The following is a 17,489-nucleotide window of genomic DNA, read 5'->3' on the forward strand; positions in this document are numbered from 1 at the left end:
GCAAGATCATGGACATGGCGATGAAGGTCGGCGCGCCGGTCATCGGCCTCAATGACAGCGGCGGCGCCCGCATCCAGGAGGGTGTCGCCAGCCTTGGCGGCTATGCCGAAGTGTTCCAGCGCAATGTGCTGGCGTCCGGCGTGGTGCCACAGATTTCGCTGATCATGGGGCCATGCGCGGGCGGCGCCGTCTATTCGCCGGCAATGACCGACTTCATCTTCATGGTGAAGGACAGCAGCTACATGTTCGTCACCGGGCCGGACGTGGTGAAAACCGTGACCAACGAGATCGTGACGCAAGAGGAACTGGGCGGCGCCATCACGCACACGACGAAATCCGGCGTCGCCGATGTCGCGATGGAAGACGATGTCGATGCCCTGCTGCGCACGCGGATGTTCTTTGACTTCCTGCCGCTCAACAACCGTGACGGCGTGCCGTTCCGGCCCAGCGGCGATGACCCGATGCGCATCGAGGACAGTCTGGACACGCTGGTGCCGCCGTCGGCAAGCAAGCCCTATGACATGCACGAGTTGATCGGCAAGGTTGCCGATGACGGCGAATTCTTCGAACTCCAGCCCGGCCATGCCGGCAACATCATCATCGGTTTTGCCCGTATCGAAGGGCATACAGTGGGCATCGTCGCCAACCAGCCGACCGTGCTGGCCGGCTGCCTCGATATCAACGCGTCGAAAAAGGCCGGGCGTTTCGTGCGCTTCTGCGATGCCTTCAGCATCCCGATCGTCACCTTCGTCGATGTGCCCGGTTTCCTGCCCGGCGTGGCGCAGGAGCATAACGGCATCATCAAGCACGGCGCCAAGCTGCTGTTTGCCTATGCCGAAGCGACAGTGCCCAAGATCACCGTCATCACCCGCAAGGCCTATGGCGGCGCCTATGACGTGATGGCGTCAAAGCACCTGCGCGGCGATCTGAACTATGCCTGGCCGACAGCCGAAATCGCCGTGATGGGCGCCAAGGGCGCGGTGGAAATCATCTTTCGCAGCGATATCGGCGACAAGGACAAGATCGCGGCCCGCACCGCCGAATATGAAGCGCGCTTTGCCAACCCGTTCGTGGCGGCCGCCAAGGGCTTTATCGACGAAGTGATCATGCCGCATTCGACTCGCAAGCGCATTGCCGTGGGGCTGCGCAAGCTGCGGACCAAGAAACTGGAAAATCCCTGGAAGAAGCACGACAATATTCCGCTTTAGGCGCTAACCGCTGTTGCGCAGCCCTGCCGCGATACCGTTGATGGTCAGGTGGATACCCTCGGCGATGCGCGGATCATCCTCGCCGGCGCGGCGGCGGCGGATCAGGTCGATCTGAAGCTCGTTCAGCGGGTCGATATAGGGCAGTCGCAGCTTGACCGACCGGGCCAGCGCCGGTTGCCGTTCAAGCAGGTCGCCCTGCCCGCTCAGGTCCAGCAACACGTCGCGGGTGCGCTGCCAGCCGTCCGATATCGTGCCGAATATCGCAGCGCGCAGCGCGGAATCAGGCACCAGTCCGGCATAGCGCCGCGCAATGTCCATGTTGGATTTGGCCAGCACCATTTCGAGGTTGGACAGCGTCGCGCCAAGGAACGGCCAGGCACTGACCATTTCGACAAGAAGCCCGCGATCTTGATGGGCGGCAAAATCCGCCAGTGCATGGCCGGCACCGTACCAGCCCGGCAACATGATGCGCGCCTGCGCCCAGCTGAAAACCCAGGGGATTGCGCGCAGATCCTCGATGCGATCGCTGTGCGTGCGTGACGCCGGGCGCGAGCCGATCTTCAGCTCGGCAATTTCCGTTATCGGCGTTGCCGCCCGGAAGAATGTGTTGAAGCCCGGTGTGTCGTAGACGAGCCCCCGATAGCTGGCACAGGCCGCAGCGCTGATCCCGGCCATGGCGGCGCGAAAGCGGGCGAAGTCGATCTGGCTCAGCCGGGGCGGCTGGAGGCTGGCGAGCATGGTCGCAGCCACCATGGTCTCGAGACTGGTTTGCGCCACGGCGGGCGTGCCGTATTTCGACGCGATGACTTCGCCCTGCTCGGTGATGCGGATACGGCCCATGACCGTGCCCTGCGGCTGGGCGCGGATGGCGTCGAACGCCGGGCCGCCGCCGCGCCCGACCGCCCCGCCCCGGCCATGGAACAGCTGCATCTGAAGCCCGCGTGCTGCAAACACGCCCGCCAGCGCCAGTGCGCCTTCGTGCAGCGACCAGTTCGACGTGAGATAGCCGCCGTCCTTGTTGGAATCGGAATAGCCGATCATCACTTCCTGGTGGCCGCGCGCCGCCGCCAGCGCCGCCGCCTTGGGCCGGTCCAGATAATCGGCCATGACCTGGGGCGCGGCTTGGAGATCCTCGATTGTCTCGAACAGCGGCACCGCCATCACCGCGCATGACGGCGGGTCGCCGGGAACATACAGCCCGACCTCCTTCAGCAGCACATAGACTTCGAGCAGGTTGGACACGCCGCTGGTCTTAGAGACGATATAGGCGCGAATGACTTCGGGTCCGAACCGGGCATGGGCGGCGGCGGCGGCGCGCAGGATCGCGATTTCGCCAAGGGTTTCGTCGCTGTAGCCGGCGTGCGGGTTGAACAGCAGTCGCGGCGAGGCCAGTTCGGCGCCCAGCAGCCGCGTGCGCGCCGCATCGTCCAGCGCGGCATAGTCGTCCGGAACGCCGGCGGTGCGCAGCAATTCGGCCACGACCCTGGCATGAACATCGGCGTTCTGGCGCAAATCGAGCGTAGCCAGATGAAAGCCGAAAATCCGCACGGCGCGGACCAGCGCATCGAGCCGGGCGCCGACCATGGCCTTGCCGCCATGGCTTTCTAGCGATGCCGCAACGGTCTGAAGGTCGGCGAAAAGATCGGCGGCGCGGTCGTAGGGCTTGCCGGCCACCATGGCGGCCAGCGGCGGCGGGCGGCCAGTCAGCGCCAGATAACTGGCCGCCGTGCGTGCGTAGATGCCTGACAGCGCCCGGCGATAGGGCTCATCGGCGCGGCTGGCGGCCATGTCGCCGCTGGACTGCGCCAGCGCCGATAGTGCCGGCGTCACTTGGGCATAGGTGGCCGACATCGACAATTCGCTGCCGATGCTGTTCAATTCACCCAGATAATGGCCGATGATTGCGGCCGCCTGGGCGGCCAGCGCCGCTTCCAGCGTCGCGGCATCGACATTGGGGTTGCCATCACGGTCGCCTCCGATCCAGCTGCCGGGGCGCAGGAACGGCGGCAATTGCGCGCCGGCGAGCGCCTCCCAGCGGGCGTGGAGCTTTGGCAGCACGGGAACGAAACTGCCGGCCAGGTAGGACACCGCAGACTGGATTTCGTCGGCGACCACCGGCTTGACGGCGCGCAGCGGGCGCGTTTGCCACAATATGGTGATCTGGCGGATCAGTTCGGCTTCGGTCTCGATATCGCAAAAACCGGTGCTGCACGCGGCCATCAAGGCGGTGATGCTGGCTTCGCGGTCGATCATGCTCTTGCGCCGCACTTCGGTGGGATGCGCGGTCAGAACCGGCACGATCAATGATGTTTGCAGCAGAGTGATGACGGCGGCCCTGTCGATGCCTGCGGCGGCCAGCGTGTCGATGGCGCCGGCCATTGTCGCGGCCTGACCGGCGGCAGGCGCACTGCGATCCTCGGCCAGATTGGCAAGCAGCGAGAACAGCAGGAACCCGCGCACGAAACGCAGCGTATCGCCAAGATCGAGCCGGCCAAGCTGCTCGCTGAGGGCGGCCGCCGTCGCTGCATCCGGCGCCCGGTGTGCCGCCACCGAAGCGCGGCGCACGCCTTCGATGGCGTCGAACACCGCCGCGCCGTCCTGCGCGCGGATGACATCGCCGAGAAGGCGTCCCAGATAGCGGACGTCAGCCCGGTCCAGGGATATCGGCGATAAGTAGGCGCTGGACATTGAGACGGTTCTCGCACCCTGAGTTAGCCACGCGGATAGCGAACCTATGCCCCGGCCCTGCGAAAGCAATCGCCAATTCGCGTAGAGTTCAGTCTCGTGCTTCGTCCTTGCCCGGCATGATCCCATAGGGCGCCACGAGTTTCCAGACATGCGCCGGGACCATGTTCTTCATCTTGGCCGGCGCTTCGCGGCGCAGGTGCAACACCGTCTCGATGGCCTTCATCTCCAACCGGGCGCGGCCGAATTCCAACCCCTTGGGGCCGACCTTCGGCATCAACCAACCCATGATCGGCCGCAGGAAATTCGGCATCCTGCGCAGCGGCAAGCCGCCGGCAGCACGCTCGGTATTGGCCATGAAACCCTTGACCGGCGCCGCGCGCTTGCCGCTGCTGCCCGGCGCGGCAGTGGCCACTTCATCGCCCAGCAGCGCCAGCAGTTCGGCGCCGCGATCGTTGCGCACGATCAGCCATTGCTCGCCCTCGCCGGCCATGTAGCCGACGGTGATATCGGCGAGCGCATTGGTGTAGTCGACACAGGTGCGGCAGGTCAGCGGGAAGAAGTCGCTGCGCAAATCAGACAGTGGCAGCATCAGGAACGGAATGGCTTTCTTGCGGCCATCGTCGAACCGCAGCTCGACATGATAATCGGCGCGGAATTCCAGATAGGTGATGGTGTCTGGCTTGTCCGACAAAAGCCCCAGAAATTCGTGGAAATTGGCCGTCGTGGTGTTGTCGGAACACGGCGTGCCGATGACATAAAGCCGCTCGAAGCCCAGTTTTTCCTCAAGGTGGCGCAAGGCATGGACCTGGCAAGGAATGCCGATGATGGCGACGCGCTTGTAGCCCGCTGCCCGCGCCGGTTCGAGCAGCGCCAGCAACGGCGCATAGCCCATGCGCATGCCGCGCACCTGCGCCATGCCCTCGGCGCGCGTGACAATCACCGGGCGCGGTTTCCATTTGTCGTCTGGATCGGGCGCCATGGTCAGCACGGCATCGACGGCACCGGTTTCCAGCAGTCGTTCGCCAAGCCGGCTGGTGATGCCGGTCCATTGCGCGCCCTCGGCAGGTGCCTTCAGACGGGCGCGAAGCATCTGTTGGAACGGCCCAAAAAACAGCTCGTTCGGGCGGCTTTCATCGCGCGCCCGGCCATGGACGCGGGCCTCCATGGCGGCATAATCCGGCTTGATGAACTGGCAGGCCGTGCCGCAATCACCGGGGGTGGCGGTGCGTGACACTCCGCAATCAGTGCACAGGCCGCGCGGTACGGCGGGGCTGATTGGCGGCACAATGATGGCAGGTTGGTCGTTCAATGTCGGTCCCCGATTATGCCTGCCCTATCCGTTGGTTGGCGCCCGCTGGTTGGCTCCCGCTGGTTGCACCATTGCCGACATATCTTCAACCGTCACATCTTGAGCGGCGCGGCATAGCCCGTCATTTCCAGATAGCCCTTGCCGCCTGGCACCCGCACGGCGCCCTCCCAATAGACCGGCCCGCCGCCGCGCCGGCTGTCGAGTTCTGAATCGGCCATCAACGGCGTCACCGGAACAACCAACGTGCGCGCCGGCAACGTAACAGTGACGCGCGGCGACACCGGATAGCGCGCGCCGGTGCGGACGCTCCGCCAGACAGGCCCGTCCTGCCAGCCGATTTGTGACGGCAGCAGGTTGATGCTGGCACCGCCGCGCGGGCGCCACGATCCGCCGGCCCACACAGCCTTGCCAGCCTTGTCGCGGACGCGGAACAGCGTCAGCGCGCCGCCGTCATCCATATTGAGGCCGAGCCAGTCCCAGCCAATGGCGCGGGCGTTCAGCAACGTCGATGACCATTCCCGGTCCATCCAAGCCGTGCCGGTGACACGCTGGACGCGGCCCCCACGCACGATATTGCCCGACACCTTGAGCTGCGGCAGGCTGTAATAATGGCTGGCTTCGGCCGGGTTCGGGCCTTTCTGGCTATAGCCGGCGCGGCCTTGCAACAACGGCGACTGTGTCGGCGTGAACGCCAGATCAAGCGCGAAGCCGGGGCCGGATGCCCTGGTCACCAGGGTCCCGCCGGGCTGGCGCCGCAAATACCAGTCCTCAAGCCGCACATCCATGTCGGCAGTTGCCGTCTCGGCCAGTCCGAAACCGGCACGCGCAAGGCGTTGCCCGTGCAGCAGGCGGGCGTTGGCAGGATCGGACAAGGCGGCATGGGCGAACAGGATCTGGCGCGGCGCAAAGCGGCTGGGATTGGCCTGATCGACCGCTGGCCGGGTGCGGAAGAATGTCACCTGAAAGCCCAGCGGCTTGCCGTCCGCCGTTTGCAACCAGCCGGTCAGATACCACCATTCGGTACGAAAATCCGGGTGGGCGCCGTGGTCACGCGGAAAAACGATCGGCACCCCGGGGCGCACCACAGCCCAATTCGGCATCGGCGCGGCAGCCATCGCCATGGCGGCCAGCAGCGGCAGGGCAAGAACACGCATCATCACCAATCGTCCCGCACGCTGCGTAGCATATCGCCCGACAGCGCCCGGCGCCCGGCCAGCGCCGCCGTGCCAGCGGCGGCAGCCACCAAGGCCACCACCAACAAACCAAGCATTTCAAACGGCAGACTGGTGTCCATCGTCCAGTGAAAGCTTTGCGGGTTGACGACATGGATGAGCACCTGCGCCATCACCAATCCCAGCCCCAGCCCGGCAATGGCGCCAACCAGGCCCAGCCCCGCGCCCTCAAAGGCCAGCATCGCCAGCAATTGCCGGCGGGTAACGCCGATATGGCGCAGCATGGCCAGTTCGCGCACGCGTGCCAGCGTCTGGGCCGAAAATGTCGCGGCAACGCCCATCAGGCCGATCAGGATCGCGATGCCTTCAAGCGCATAGGTGACGGCAAAGCTGCGATCGAAGATGGTCAGCGCCATCGCCCGCATTTCTGCCGGCTGGCCGAACAGCGCCTGGCCTGCCAACCCCGGCGGCAGCGCAGCTTTGAGCGCGGCAATCACCGGCTGGACCTGCGCGCGCGGCGCCAGCGTGATGGCGGCTTCGGATGCACTGCTGTCGCCGGTCAGTCGGGCATAGTCATCGCGGCCGATGACGACGGAGCCGAACTGCCGAGCATAATCGCGCCATACGCCCGCGACGACCACAGGCACGTTGCGGGCGCCCAAAGGCAGCTGGAACCGCATGCCCGGCGACAGGCCATACAGCCAGCCCATCGGCTCGGAAATCCAAACACGCACCGTTCCGAGCGGAACCGGCGCGCTGGACAGCAGCGGCAGATCAGGCTGGCCATTCACCAATGTCTGCGCTGACAATTGCACCGATGGCCGCTCGGCATGCAGCCGCAGCGGCATGTTGCGGACAAAACTGATGTTCGCGACGCCAGAGACGCTGGCCAGACGCGCCTGCGCTGCGCGGTCGATGCCGCCAGCGTCGGTACCTTCGAGATGCAAGTAGACGTCGGACGGCAGCGCCGCGACCAACCAGTTGTCGACCGAGGTACGGAAACTGGCGACCATCACGGCCATCGCCACCATCAGGCTCGTGGAGGCGACAATGCCGCACAGCGCCACCGACGCCTGTGACGGGGCACCCCAAAGGCGGCGCACGGCAAGATCGGCCGCCACAGGGCGCAAGGCCCGCCGTGCCAATGGCGCCAGCAGCAGCTGCGCCAGCGCCGGCATCAACGCCACGCCGCCGGCCAGCAGCAGCGCCATCGCAGCATAGCCGAACAGCGGCAATTCGAACACCGGTGGCAGCAGCGCAGCAAGCCCGCCCAGCGCAAGCAGGACCAGCGCCGGCAGCGGCTGTGGCCGGCTGCGCGGGTCGATGGTCTCGCCGGTGCCCTTGAGCGCAGCGGCCGGCTGAGCGCGGGCCGCCGACAGCGCAGGCACGAGGCTACCGATCACTGCCACCGCCAGCCCGAGCGATCCGAACCCGGCCATCGCCAGCGGCGACCACGCAAGCCGGCTGCGCGCACCGGAAAAATAGCCGCCGCCCAAGTCGCCGCCAAAGCGGTTGATGGCAAGATCGGCCAAACCGTGCCCGAGTAACAAGCCAAGTGCGGCACCTGCCAAGCCAACGATCAGACCTTCGACAACCACCTGCGAGACCAGCCCGCGGGCCGGCAGGCCGAGCACGCGCAGCAACGCAAACTGCGGCCGGCGCCGTGCCACGCTGAGCGACTGGGCCGAATAGACCAGGAACCCGCCGGTCAGCAGCGCCACCAGTGCCAGCATGCCCAGATTGACCCGATAGGCGCGGGACAGGGCATCGGCGCGGGCGCCCTCATGGTCCGCAGAGCCAAGCTCCACGCCCGGCGGCAGCAGCGCAGCAATGCGGCGGATGACGGCATCACGGTCGGCGCCGTCGGCAAGTTTCAGATCGAGGCGCTGCAACCGGCCCAATTGGCCAAAGCGCCACTGGGCATCGGCAATGTCGATGACCGCCAACCTTTGGCCATCATCTGCTGCTGCCAGCACCCCGGCAATCACAAAACGACGGCTGTGGCCGGCGGCTGCAAGATCAATTACATCACCGGGTTTCTTGCCGAGCAGCGACAGCACGGCCCGCGACACGAAAATGGAATCGGGGTCAAAGCCTGCCCCGGCGCCAGCGCCCCCAAGCGGCATGCCGAGCAGAGCCGGCGTAACCTTGAGCGCCTGAAGCGCGTCGATGCCCAGTAAGGTCAGGCGTGTGCCGTTTGCCTGCCCCGCTCCTTGCCGCTGCCCCGGACGCGCGATCTGGCCGCTGGTCGCCGCGAGTTCGACGACGGGGCTGAGCGCGGCAATGCCCGGAATGCGCGCCAAACGGGGATAAAACGCCTCGTCAAAGCCGGCGGGCGTTACGCTGTGCACGCGCAGGTCGGCGCTGCCCGACACCGTGCTGATCGCCCGGGCAAAACTGTCGAGCGCGGCCGTATTGACCAAATGGACCGCCAGGCCCAGTGCCACGCCAATGGCAATGGCCAGCACGGCAACCATTGCGCGGGCCGGATGGGCACGCCATTCGCCGATGATGAGCCAGCGCGCCGACGTGGCGCCCAGCCGGGCTGGACTGGTCATCTCGCGCCGGTCATTGCAGGCCGGTCCCGGTCAGCACCAGCGTGCGGTCGCAGGCTGCCGCCACCGCCTGGCTATGGGTGACGATGACAGCGGCGGCGCCGGACTGCCGGGCCTGATCGATCAAAAGCGCCAGGATACGCGCGGCAGTATCCGGGTCGAGATTGCCGGTTGGCTCGTCGGCCAGGATCAGCGCCGGGCGATGGATGAGCGCGCGGGCGATGGCGATTCGTTGCAGTTCCCCGCCCGAAAGCTGGGCCGGAAAATCGGTGCTGCGGCCCGGAAGACCGACGGCTGCCATCATTGCTTCGGCAGCCGCCAGCGCCGCTGCGCCGCCGACACCGGCCAGCACCAGCGGCAGGGCGACATTATGACCAAGGTCAAGGTGCGGCAGGACGTGAAAGGCCTGAAAGACAAAGCCGATATTGTCGCGGCGAAACGCGGTGCGGGCATCATCGCCGAACTGTGCCAGATCCTGCCCGGCAACGCGCACGCTGCCGGCATCCGGCTGGTCCAGCCCTGCGACGAGGTTGAGCAGGGTCGATTTGCCGACGCCCGATTCGCCGGTGATGGCCAACACTTCGCCGGGGGCGACGGCGAGGTCGAGACCGGCAAACAACTGGCGGCCGCCCGGCACGGACCTGAAGAGACCCTGGGCAACAAGCACGGGCGGCCGGGTTGGATCGGATGGCGTCATCGACCGTCCTTAGCCGATCAGCACGCGGCTGTTCACGCCTGCATCGGGGGTGTGGCACCATGCCCCTGATGGCGGTGTGTCATCTGGCAAACAGATTGGCAGGATGGCGCATCGCCTTGAATTCCAGCGCGTTGCCGGCCGGGTCGAACAGGAAGAATGTGCCCTGCTCGCCGGGCTTGCCGGCAAATCGCACATGGGGTTCCAGTTCAAAGGCAACTCCGGCGTCGGCGATGCGCTGGCCCAGCGCTTCCCAGCCGGCCCAGTCCAGCACCAGGCCGAAATGCGGCACTGGCACGGCGTCACCGTCCACGGCGTTGCGCGTGATGGCGGCGCGCGGCGCGCGATGCACGACCAGTTGATGCCCCTGAAAATCGAAATCGATCCAGGTTTCAGAAGATCGTCCCTCGGGGCAGCCAAGCACGGTGCCGTAGAAATGACGGGCCGCGTCAAGGTCGTCGACCGGAATGGCAAGGTGAAACGGCGACATCAATACTCCTGATACAAGGCGGACATGGCGGCGGCCCGAGCGACAAGTTCACGGCTTTTGGCGGCGATGGTGCCGCCGGGCTGGCGGGACAACGGGTGGCTCGCGTCCAGCGATTCTTCGGTGGCAAGCCGAAACGGTTTCAGCCCGGCATCAGCCCCAGCATCAACCCGGGCATGAGCCGGATCCAGCAGCCAGGACATGACCGACATCAACCTGGCCGTGGTGGCAAGACTTTCGCTGGCAACCATCGCCTGATGGTCGATCGGCAAGATCTGGCGCCAGGTCAGACCTGGACCATCGAACCAACCGCGCGCCATGTCACCGCAATCCACGGTTTCGCGGTACAATCGGTCGAGCGCATCACGCTTTGGGTCGAGCGCATTGCGCTTGGGATCGGGCGCTTCGCGCCGGGGGTCGGGCGCTTCGCGCTGGGGGTCGGGCGCTTCGCGCTGGGGATCGGTTTCAGCTTCCTGGGACATTGCGCCTTTCTGCCATGGCTGCGCGGCTCTTGAAACCGGCAAATCAGCACCCAGATTCCCTTTCGGGTGCGGCGGCCGGTTTCGGCGCAGCACCCATCCCCGGCCTTTTGGCGGGGAACAAACGGCACAATCGCTTTGAAAGGAAACATGCCATGCGTGCTTTTGACATCTCACCGCTGCTGCGGTCGTCGATCGGATATGAAAACCTCAACCGTCTGGTGGAACTGGCGGGCCGGGTCGAAGGCGGCGACAGCGCCTACCCGCCCTACAACATCGAAAAGGTCGGTGACGGCGCCTATCGTATCCAGATGGCGGTTGCAGGATTCTCGCGCGCCGAGCTTGATCTGACCGTGCAGGAAAACACGCTGGTCGTGACCGGCAATGCCGCCGCTGATGCCGACAGCACCGAGCGCACCTTCCTGCATCGCGGCATCGGCAAGCGCGCTTTTGAACGCCGCTTTCAGTTGGCCGACACCATAAAGGTCACCGGCGCCAGCTATCAGGATGGCCTGCTCAACATCGATCTCGTGCGTGAAATTCCCGAGCACAAGAAACCGCGCCGGGTCGAAATCGGCGGCGGACTTGACGTCATGCCGGACCAACCAACCTTGATGGCAGCCGAATAAGCCCCGCCGGGCCGCCGCCAGCATCCGACCGCTGGCGGCGGCCTCGGCCCTGCGCCGACCTGGACTTGGGACCCTAGCCCCGCATCACCTTGCGGCGCACGATCTTGAAGCGTTTCAGTTCCTCGGCGGGCGCCGACCATTCGGGGTCCAGCGCGGCGGCCTGGCCATAATCCTCATAGGCCTCGCGCAATTTTCCCAAAGATTCCTGAAGATTGGCGCGGGCGAAATACGCACGCGCCGGATATATCGGCCCCAGTGAAAGGCCGTGGTTGAGCAAGGCCAGCGCCTCTTGCTCCCGGCCCCCGGACTGCGACAGCACAAGACCCTTGTTGATCCAGCCTTCGGCCAGTTGCGGCGCCGCGCGAATGACGACATCGAAATCGCCGGCGGCCCGGGCAAGGTCGCCCAATCGCATGCGCACCACGCCGCGATTGAGCAGGCTGGCAAGCCGCTGCGCCTTGTCCACCGACAGGTCCGCAACCGCCATGTCGCATTGCCGCAAGCCTGTGCGCAGGGTGTCCCGCAGGGCCTGCCGGCCAGGACCAGTCTGGTCAGCCGCAAATTGACAGGCACCGACCCTTGAATCGATGCGCGCAGTCTGGACGCCGGCGCGCTGACCGCAACCCGACAGCAGCAACAGCAAGGGTAGCCATATCAGGACTGGCCGGCCGGTCATGCGATGATGTCGGGAATAAGCATGTCTTCAAGCATCGCGATCTCATCGCGAAGCCGCAATTTGCGTTTCTTGAAGCGTTGCAACTGGATCATGTCGCACATGGGCATCAGGCGCAGCGCATCGATCGCGGTGTCGAGATCGCGGTGGTCTTGCTTGAGAATCTCGATCCGGCTGAGAATTTCGCTCTCTTCCACGCCGTCCGCTCCCCGAAACCCGGCAGGGCGACCACCCATCGCCCGGCATGGCCCGATGATTCGGACCTGTAAATCACCTTAACGGCTTGCGTCCGACAGCCCAAGTGCCGGTGTTTGTACAGGCTGCATGGCGCGCTATCAACGACTGGACGACACCACCCGCCGTTTTGTCCAAAATGGAAATGATTGCAAAATTACTGCATGGACATGGCGCAAAAAATATGGCGCAATCCATGACTCGGCACGCGTCGGATGTACGCGCCGCCGGTCACAGGAGACCCATTTTCACGGGTTCAGTGAAAGGGCTCCAGTCAGGGAGTGCGCTTGTGCCCAATGCCCACCTCGTAAGCCTTACTGCCCGCCATGCCCGGCTCGATGCCTCGCTCAGTGCGGAAATGCGCCGGCCCATGCCCGACACCGCATTGGTGGCCAAACTCAAGCGGGAAAAGCTGAAGCTCAAGGACGAGGTCGAACACGCCGCACAGCATTGATCGCCGGCTTGCTGCGCTGATTGGCGGCTGAAACGCCTGATGCGACGATAGCTTTTTGTTCGGGCTGGTGGAGCATCCAACCAGCCCGGATAGCAACTATTCCTCGCGCGTGATCTTTTCGTCGCGCTCATGGCGTTCCTGGGCGTCGATTGTCATGGTGGCAATCGGACGTGCTTCGAGGCGCGCCAGGCTGATCGGCTCACCGGTGACTTCGCAATAGCCATAGTCGCCGGTTTCGATGCGCCGCAGCGCGGCATCGATCTTGCTGATCAGCTTACGCTGGCGGTCGCGGGTGCGCAGTTCGATACCCCAATCGGTTTCGCTGGCGGCGCGATCTGTCAGGTCCGGCTCACGCATCGGTTCGGCCTTGAGCGCGACCAGCGTGATTTCCGACTCCTTGAGGATCGCGTCTTTCCAGTCCAGCAGCTTGCGGCGGAAATAGGCCAGCTGCATCTGGTTCATGAATTCTTCGTTGGCGTTGGGCCGGTAACCGTTTGGCAGGTCTACCATGTCGCCGGACGGTTCTTCGTCCGCCACTGTGTTTCCGCTACGCGCCATTGCCGATGAATCCATCTCGCCACGCTCCACGATAATGGCTGCGTCCAATCGCGGCAGATGCCGCAGAACGGCTCACAACACACCCCACAAGTCGCCCCTCGTCCCCACAAGAGCTTCCTTGCGGCGGGTCATAGCGGCGCGGCAATAAGCCCGCAAGTCGCGGTGACAAAAAATCTTTCTGCCGGTTAACGGTCGCGGCAATGCAATATTTGCGCCGCCGCGTTACTTTCGGTCCATGCTGTCAAGTCGCGCCTGGAGCGCCGCAAGCTGGGCCTTGAGAGCATCGAGCTCGCTGCCACTTACTGCACCATCCTCTTGCGCCTGCGCGGCATGAGCGCCGGGCTTTTCGCCTTTGCCTCGGGCGGGGTTCAGCATGCCGGCCGCAGCCTGGAACATCGCCAGATTCTGCCGTGTCAGATGCTCGAATGGCTTGAGGGCGGCATCACGGAACTTGTTCTGGTTTTCGGCAAAGGCATCCATCGAGGCTTCAAGGTATTGCGGCACCATCGACTGCATGGAATCGCCGTACATGGCGATGATCTGGCGCAGGAACGACACCGGCAGCATGGTCTTGCCGCCAGCTTCCTCGTCCATGACAATCTGGGTCAACACCGATCGCGTGATCTCCTCGCCGCTGCGGGCATCGAACACCTGGAAATCCCGCCCTTCGCGCGTCATCTGGGCAAGATGTTCAAGCGTGATGTAGCTGCTGGTTTCGGTATTATACAGACGCCGATTGGCGTATTTCTTGATAACGACCGGCGGCAGGTCGGATTTGGACCCGGCGCCGGGTTTTGCAGAAGCAGGGTTGGCCATGACGGCTCCGAATAAGAATGATGGCGATTCGGTTACACCAAGCCCTTCCGCGCCGCAACGCGGTGCAGCAATTGACGGCGCTGCGCCGCAGCATAGCGCAGGCGCGGTCGATGCTGCGCAGCAAACGGCAAGGGCGCGGGGGCCGCATCCCTTGCCGTTGTTCCTCGCGACCATACAGGCGAGTTGTGCCGGCGATCCGGCTCGGCTGGCCAAGGTCCTTGAAGGCCTGCGCCGTTACCAGTCGGCACCGCCGCCCCTGCCCCGGCTACCCAGGCGCGAAGTCGCGCGGATAGGGGCGGCGCGCCTGTTGTCCTGTGCCGAGCACGGCCGGCCGCTGATCATTGTCCCGTCGCTGATCAATGCGGCCGATGTGCTGGATCTGGCACCAGGACAGTCGCTTATCGACCATCTGGCCGGGCAAGGCCTGCGGCCGTTGCTGGTTGATTGGGGTGAATGCGAGGCGCTTGATCTGGCGGCGCTGGTCAGTGAACGGCTGGTGCCGCTGACAAGGCAGGTGGGCGAGCCTGTTGCCATGCTGGGATATTGCATGGGCGGGACCCTAGCGATCGGCGCGGCAAGTCAGCTCGGCAACATGGTCAGCCGGCTTGCGCTGCTGGCGACCCCCTGGCATTTTGGCGGTTACGGGGACGCGGCGCGCGGTGACCTCGGTGCGTGGTGGGGCGGCGCGATGCCGATGGCCGAGCAGTTGGGCGCGATGCCGATGGACCTGTTGCAACCGGCATTCTGGTCGCTCGACCCCGGCGCCCTTGCCGCCAAATTCGCGCGTCTGGCCGACATGAATGACGAATTGGCCGCCGGGTTCGTGCGGCTCGAAGACTGGGCCAATACCGGCACTCCATTATCGCTGCCGGCGGCGCGCGACCTGGCGAGGCTGTTTGCCGATGACATGGCCGGCAGGGGCGCATGGCAGATCGCCGGCAAGGTGGTCGATCCAGCCGCGCTGGTGATGCCGGTGCTGGATATCTGCGCCAGCGCCGACCGCATCGTGCCGGCAGCAGCAGCGTGCGGTGCCGGGACACGCTGGGTGCTGGATGCCGGGCACGTCGGCATGGTTGTCGGCCGCCGCGCGCCGGAGCAGCTTTGGGCGCCGCTGGCGGACTGGTTGACGGCCTGAACCGGTTCAGCGACCAGTTGGCGGCGGCGTGTTTGACGGCGCAGGTTCCTGCAATAGCGGGATCAGAATGCGATTGAGGTCATCCAGACGGAGCGCGCCGGCTGCGGTGTGGCGCAGCACGCCGCTGCGATCGATGATGAAATTGGTCGGCACCGCCTTGATCTGGCCGTAACCGCCGCGAAACCGCCGCGCCATGGTAAAGTTCACGGCAGCCGCCAACGGCTTCAGACGCGCCATGGGCACGTCGTTTTCCATGGTGATGCCGATGACCACCAGGCCGTGCTTGCCATTGATGCGCGCAAAGGCGTCCAGCAACGGCAGTTCGGTCCGGCACGGCACGCACCAGGTCGCCCAGAAATTGAGCACCACGACCTTGCCTTTGACATCTGCCAGGCTGATCTCGCGGTCATCGAAACTGCGCGCCGTGAACCCCGGGGCCATGTCACCGACCTTTGGCGGCGCCGCCAGGGCGGGCACGGCAAAGACTGGCGCGGCAACCAGCAGCAAAGGCGCAAGATAACGGATCATGATCAAGGCCTAAATCTGTTGCCAGGACGGGTCAACAATCGCTCAACAATGGCCAGACTTCGGTGCATATTGGTGACTGGCCTTGTGGGGAAACACGATCATGCCAAATGTCATTGTCTTCGGCTTCAATTACAAAGACCATGAAGGCGTCTCGCAAAATGCAGCGCTGCCGATGCCCGCCGGCATGAGCTATGCCGTCGCCGATCTTGTGGCGGTGCTGGTCGCTGCCGGCGCGGCAAATGGCGCCATTGGCGGCGTTGTCGGCGCCCATCCCGTCGTGCACGACATCGGCGCCTTCAAGGCCGGTGCAACCATGGTGACCATCGGCCTGTTGACCATGGTCGCGCCGCTTCCGGCAAATGCGCCTTATCATGCGGCCATCGCAGCCAAGACCGTAGCGGTCGCGGGACAGGGCTATCTGGAAGTCGTGGAATCGATGCACATCAGCCATTCCTGCCCGGACCCGCACATGACTGTCATCATCCGCAATGCACAGGGCGCCCAGGTGGGGCAGAAAATCCATGTCTGCGCCGCAGCCAATGGCAATGTCTGGCAATTCACTCATGTCGGCTGAAAGCGTCCGCTTGAATCGCACGGAAACAACAGGGTGATGGCGGGCAAGCGCGAAGCCAGCTAGCGTGCGCGCGAATTCGACTCGTCCATGTTGGACAATCACGGAGCATTGCATATGACCGGAACCGTCATCACCGCCGCCCGCCGCACTGCCGTTGGCAGCTTCATGGGTGCCTTTGGCAGCACGCCGGCGCATGTCCTGGGCCAGGCCGCGATTGCAGCGGCGATGGCCGATGCCGGGGTTGCTGCGGGTGAAATCGACGAGGTCATTCTGGGCCAGGTGTTGACCGCCGGACAGGGGCAAAACCCCGCCCGCCAGGCCGCGATGGCCGCGGGCATCGCGCAGGAAACGCCGGCATGGGGCGTCAACCAGGTCTGCGGCTCCGGCCTGCGCGCGGTGGCGCTGGCATCACAGGCGATCCAGGCCGGGGACGCGTCGATCATCATCGCCGGCGGGCAGGAATCGATGAGCCTGAGCGCTCATGCCCAGGCGATGCGCGGCGGCACCAAGATGGGCGCCATCGAGCTGGTCGATACCATGATCAAGGACGGGCTGTGGGACGCCTTCAATGGCTATCACATGGGCGTCACGGCCGAAAACGTTGCCGAACGGTATCAGATCAGCCGTCAGGCACAGGATGAATTCGCTGTCGCCAGCCAAAACAAGGCCAGCGCAGCGCGCGCGCAAGGCCGGTTCAAGGGCCAGATCGCGCCGGTGACGATCAAGGGCCGCAAGGGCGACACCATCGTCGATACCGATGAATACATTCGCGACGGCGTCACCATCGACAGCGTCTCGGGCCTGCGCGGCGCCTTCAAGAAGGACGGCAGCGTGACGGCGGCCAATGCCTCGGGCCTCAATGACGGCGCCGCCGTGCTGGTGGTGATGAGCGAAGCCGAAGCGGTGCGGCGCGGTGCGCCCATACTGGCGCGCATCGCCAGCTGGGCCTCGGCCGGGGTTGATCCCGCGGTCATGGGCATCGGCCCGGTGCCGGCATCGCAGCGCGCGCTGGCCAAGGCCGGCTGGTCGGTGGGCGACCTCGACCTCATCGAAGCCAATGAGGCGTTTGCGGCGCAGGCGCTGGCTGTTGGCCAGGAACTTGGGCTGGATCCCGCCCGAGTCAACGTCAACGGCGGCGCCATCGCCATCGGCCATCCCATTGGCGCGTCGGGCGCGCGCGTGCTGGTGACGCTGCTGCACGAAATGGCGCGGCGCGATGTGCACAAGGGCCTGGCCACGCTGTGCATCGGCGGCGGCATGGGAATCGCGCTTTGCGTTGAACGCTGAGCCGGTGAC

Annotated in this window: 18 protein-coding genes; 6 read left to right on the plus strand and 12 right to left on the minus strand. The window is 65.1% G+C overall.

Annotated features, from left to right (window positions below; genetic code table 11):
- Positions 1-1,208, plus strand: a 1,208-nt coding sequence (locus RMQ73_RS03920; protein WP_310496739.1) for an acyl-CoA carboxylase subunit beta, incomplete at its 5' end; no start/stop codon positions are given.
- A 3-nt stretch (positions 1,209-1,211) separates the two neighbouring features.
- On the opposite strand, the gene ppc is transcribed toward RMQ73_RS03920, so the two are convergent.
- The 7 genes from ppc to RMQ73_RS03955 form a co-directional block, all read right to left on the minus strand.
- Positions 1,212-3,896, minus strand: coding sequence for a phosphoenolpyruvate carboxylase (gene ppc / locus RMQ73_RS03925; protein WP_310496740.1), 2,685 nt, complete (start codon positions 3,894-3,896; stop codon positions 1,212-1,214).
- Positions 3,897-3,984: 88 nt separating this feature from the next.
- Positions 3,985-5,130, minus strand: a complete 1,146-nt coding sequence (locus RMQ73_RS03930) for a Coenzyme F420 hydrogenase/dehydrogenase, beta subunit C-terminal domain (protein WP_310496741.1) — start codon at positions 5,128-5,130, stop codon at positions 3,985-3,987.
- Positions 5,131-5,297: 167 nt separating this feature from the next.
- Positions 5,298-6,362, minus strand: coding sequence for a carotenoid 1,2-hydratase (locus tag RMQ73_RS03935; RefSeq protein ID WP_310496742.1), 1,065 nt, complete (start codon positions 6,360-6,362; stop codon positions 5,298-5,300).
- A complete protein-coding gene (locus tag RMQ73_RS03940) occupies positions 6,362-8,935 on the minus strand; it encodes an FtsX-like permease family protein (protein ID WP_310496743.1) in 2,574 nt (857 codons plus the stop codon). Before RMQ73_RS03940 ends, RMQ73_RS03935 begins: the two co-directional genes overlap by 1 nt.
- A 10-nt stretch (positions 8,936-8,945) precedes the next feature.
- Positions 8,946-9,629 carry an ABC transporter ATP-binding protein gene (locus RMQ73_RS03945; protein WP_310496744.1) on the minus strand — a complete coding sequence of 228 codons (684 nt, stop codon included), beginning with the start codon at positions 9,627-9,629 and terminating at the stop codon, positions 8,946-8,948.
- A gap of 79 nt (positions 9,630-9,708) precedes the next feature.
- Complete coding sequence (locus RMQ73_RS03950; RefSeq protein ID WP_310496745.1) at positions 9,709-10,116, minus strand: VOC family protein; 408 nt, start codon at positions 10,114-10,116, stop codon at positions 9,709-9,711.
- Positions 10,116-10,595 (minus strand): DUF1465 family protein, encoded by a 480-nt coding sequence (locus tag RMQ73_RS03955; RefSeq protein ID WP_310496746.1) that lies wholly within the window; start codon positions 10,593-10,595, stop codon positions 10,116-10,118. Before RMQ73_RS03955 ends, RMQ73_RS03950 begins: the two co-directional genes overlap by 1 nt.
- A 152-nt stretch (positions 10,596-10,747) precedes the next feature.
- Between RMQ73_RS03955 and RMQ73_RS03960 the strand changes: the two genes are divergently transcribed.
- Complete coding sequence (locus RMQ73_RS03960; protein ID WP_310496747.1) at positions 10,748-11,221, plus strand: Hsp20 family protein; 474 nt, start codon at positions 10,748-10,750, stop codon at positions 11,219-11,221.
- A 73-nt stretch (positions 11,222-11,294) separates the two neighbouring features.
- Here the strand turns inward: RMQ73_RS03960 and RMQ73_RS03965 are convergent, their stop codons facing one another.
- Both RMQ73_RS03965 and RMQ73_RS03970 read right to left on the minus strand, forming a co-directional pair.
- The gene (locus RMQ73_RS03965) at positions 11,295-11,708 is read right to left on the minus strand and encodes a tetratricopeptide repeat protein (protein ID WP_310496748.1); all 414 of its coding nucleotides are present in this window, start codon (positions 11,706-11,708) and stop codon (positions 11,295-11,297) included.
- Between the two features lie 185 nt (positions 11,709-11,893).
- Positions 11,894-12,091, minus strand: a complete 198-nt coding sequence (locus RMQ73_RS03970; RefSeq protein WP_310496749.1) for a DUF465 domain-containing protein — start codon at positions 12,089-12,091, stop codon at positions 11,894-11,896.
- 176 nt (positions 12,092-12,267) lie between these two features.
- Here RMQ73_RS03970 and RMQ73_RS03975 point away from each other — a divergent pair, with 176 nt between their 5' ends.
- Complete coding sequence (locus RMQ73_RS03975; protein ID WP_310496750.1) at positions 12,268-12,582, plus strand: DUF465 domain-containing protein; 315 nt, start codon at positions 12,268-12,270, stop codon at positions 12,580-12,582.
- A gap of 96 nt (positions 12,583-12,678) precedes the next feature.
- Here the strand turns inward: RMQ73_RS03975 and dksA are convergent, their stop codons facing one another.
- Positions 12,679-13,140 (minus strand): RNA polymerase-binding protein DksA, encoded by a 462-nt coding sequence (dksA, locus tag RMQ73_RS03980; RefSeq protein WP_310496751.1) that lies wholly within the window; start codon positions 13,138-13,140, stop codon positions 12,679-12,681.
- Between the two features lie 222 nt (positions 13,141-13,362).
- Positions 13,363-13,956, minus strand: a complete 594-nt coding sequence (phaR, locus tag RMQ73_RS03985) for a polyhydroxyalkanoate synthesis repressor PhaR (RefSeq protein WP_310496752.1) — start codon at positions 13,954-13,956, stop codon at positions 13,363-13,365.
- On the opposite strand from phaR, the gene RMQ73_RS03990 reads away from it, so the two are divergent.
- Positions 13,955-15,091: an alpha/beta hydrolase gene (locus RMQ73_RS03990; protein ID WP_310496753.1), complete on the plus strand. Its 1,137-nt coding sequence runs from the start codon at positions 13,955-13,957 to the stop codon at positions 15,089-15,091. The genes phaR and RMQ73_RS03990 overlap by 2 nt on opposite strands.
- 6 nt (positions 15,092-15,097) lie before the next feature.
- Here the strand turns inward: RMQ73_RS03990 and RMQ73_RS03995 are convergent, their stop codons facing one another.
- A complete protein-coding gene (locus tag RMQ73_RS03995; RefSeq protein WP_310496754.1) occupies positions 15,098-15,619 on the minus strand; it encodes a TlpA disulfide reductase family protein in 522 nt (173 codons plus the stop codon).
- A gap of 100 nt (positions 15,620-15,719) precedes the next feature.
- Here RMQ73_RS03995 and RMQ73_RS04000 point away from each other — a divergent pair, with 100 nt between their 5' ends.
- Both RMQ73_RS04000 and RMQ73_RS04005 read left to right on the plus strand, forming a co-directional pair.
- Complete coding sequence (locus RMQ73_RS04000; protein WP_310496755.1) at positions 15,720-16,193, plus strand: hypothetical protein; 474 nt, start codon at positions 15,720-15,722, stop codon at positions 16,191-16,193.
- Between the two features lie 114 nt (positions 16,194-16,307).
- The gene (locus RMQ73_RS04005) at positions 16,308-17,480 is read left to right on the plus strand and encodes an acetyl-CoA C-acetyltransferase (protein WP_310496756.1); all 1,173 of its coding nucleotides are present in this window, start codon (positions 16,308-16,310) and stop codon (positions 17,478-17,480) included.
- Positions 17,481-17,489: the final 9 nt, after the last annotated feature.

The sequence above is a fragment of the Sandarakinorhabdus sp. genome (assembly GCF_031430775.1).
Lineage (GTDB): Bacteria > Pseudomonadota > Alphaproteobacteria > Sphingomonadales > Sphingomonadaceae > Sandarakinorhabdus.

What these genes read in the sequence shown, in the direction of transcription:
- RMQ73_RS04000 (WP_310496755.1), top strand. Translation starts at nt 15,720, where the DNA reads ATGCCAAATGTCATTGTCTTCGGCTTCAATTACAAAGACCATGAAGGC.
- RMQ73_RS03950 (WP_310496745.1), bottom strand. Translation starts at nt 10,116, where the DNA reads ATGTCGCCGTTTCACCTTGCCATTCCGGTCGACGACCTTGACGCGGCC.
- RMQ73_RS03945 (WP_310496744.1), bottom strand. Translation starts at nt 9,629, where the DNA reads ATGACGCCATCCGATCCAACCCGGCCGCCCGTGCTTGTTGCCCAGGGT.
- RMQ73_RS03975 (WP_310496750.1), top strand. Translation starts at nt 12,268, where the DNA reads ATGGAAATGATTGCAAAATTACTGCATGGACATGGCGCAAAAAATATG.
- RMQ73_RS04005 (WP_310496756.1), top strand. Translation starts at nt 16,308, where the DNA reads ATGACCGGAACCGTCATCACCGCCGCCCGCCGCACTGCCGTTGGCAGC.
- ppc (WP_310496740.1), bottom strand. Translation starts at nt 3,896, where the DNA reads ATGTCCAGCGCCTACTTATCGCCGATATCCCTGGACCGGGCTGACGTC.
- RMQ73_RS03940 (WP_310496743.1), bottom strand. Translation starts at nt 8,935, where the DNA reads ATGACCAGTCCAGCCCGGCTGGGCGCCACGTCGGCGCGCTGGCTCATC.
- dksA (WP_310496751.1), bottom strand. Translation starts at nt 13,140, where the DNA reads ATGGCGCGTAGCGGAAACACAGTGGCGGACGAAGAACCGTCCGGCGAC.
- RMQ73_RS03955 (WP_310496746.1), bottom strand. Translation starts at nt 10,595, where the DNA reads ATGTCCCAGGAAGCTGAAACCGATCCCCAGCGCGAAGCGCCCGACCCC.
- RMQ73_RS03990 (WP_310496753.1), top strand. Translation starts at nt 13,955, where the DNA reads ATGACGGCTCCGAATAAGAATGATGGCGATTCGGTTACACCAAGCCCT.
- RMQ73_RS03995 (WP_310496754.1), bottom strand. Translation starts at nt 15,619, where the DNA reads ATGATCCGTTATCTTGCGCCTTTGCTGCTGGTTGCCGCGCCAGTCTTT.
- RMQ73_RS03935 (WP_310496742.1), bottom strand. Translation starts at nt 6,362, where the DNA reads ATGATGCGTGTTCTTGCCCTGCCGCTGCTGGCCGCCATGGCGATGGCT.
- phaR (WP_310496752.1), bottom strand. Translation starts at nt 13,956, where the DNA reads ATGGCCAACCCTGCTTCTGCAAAACCCGGCGCCGGGTCCAAATCCGAC.
- RMQ73_RS03960 (WP_310496747.1), top strand. Translation starts at nt 10,748, where the DNA reads ATGCGTGCTTTTGACATCTCACCGCTGCTGCGGTCGTCGATCGGATAT.
- RMQ73_RS03965 (WP_310496748.1), bottom strand. Translation starts at nt 11,708, where the DNA reads ATGGCGGTTGCGGACCTGTCGGTGGACAAGGCGCAGCGGCTTGCCAGC.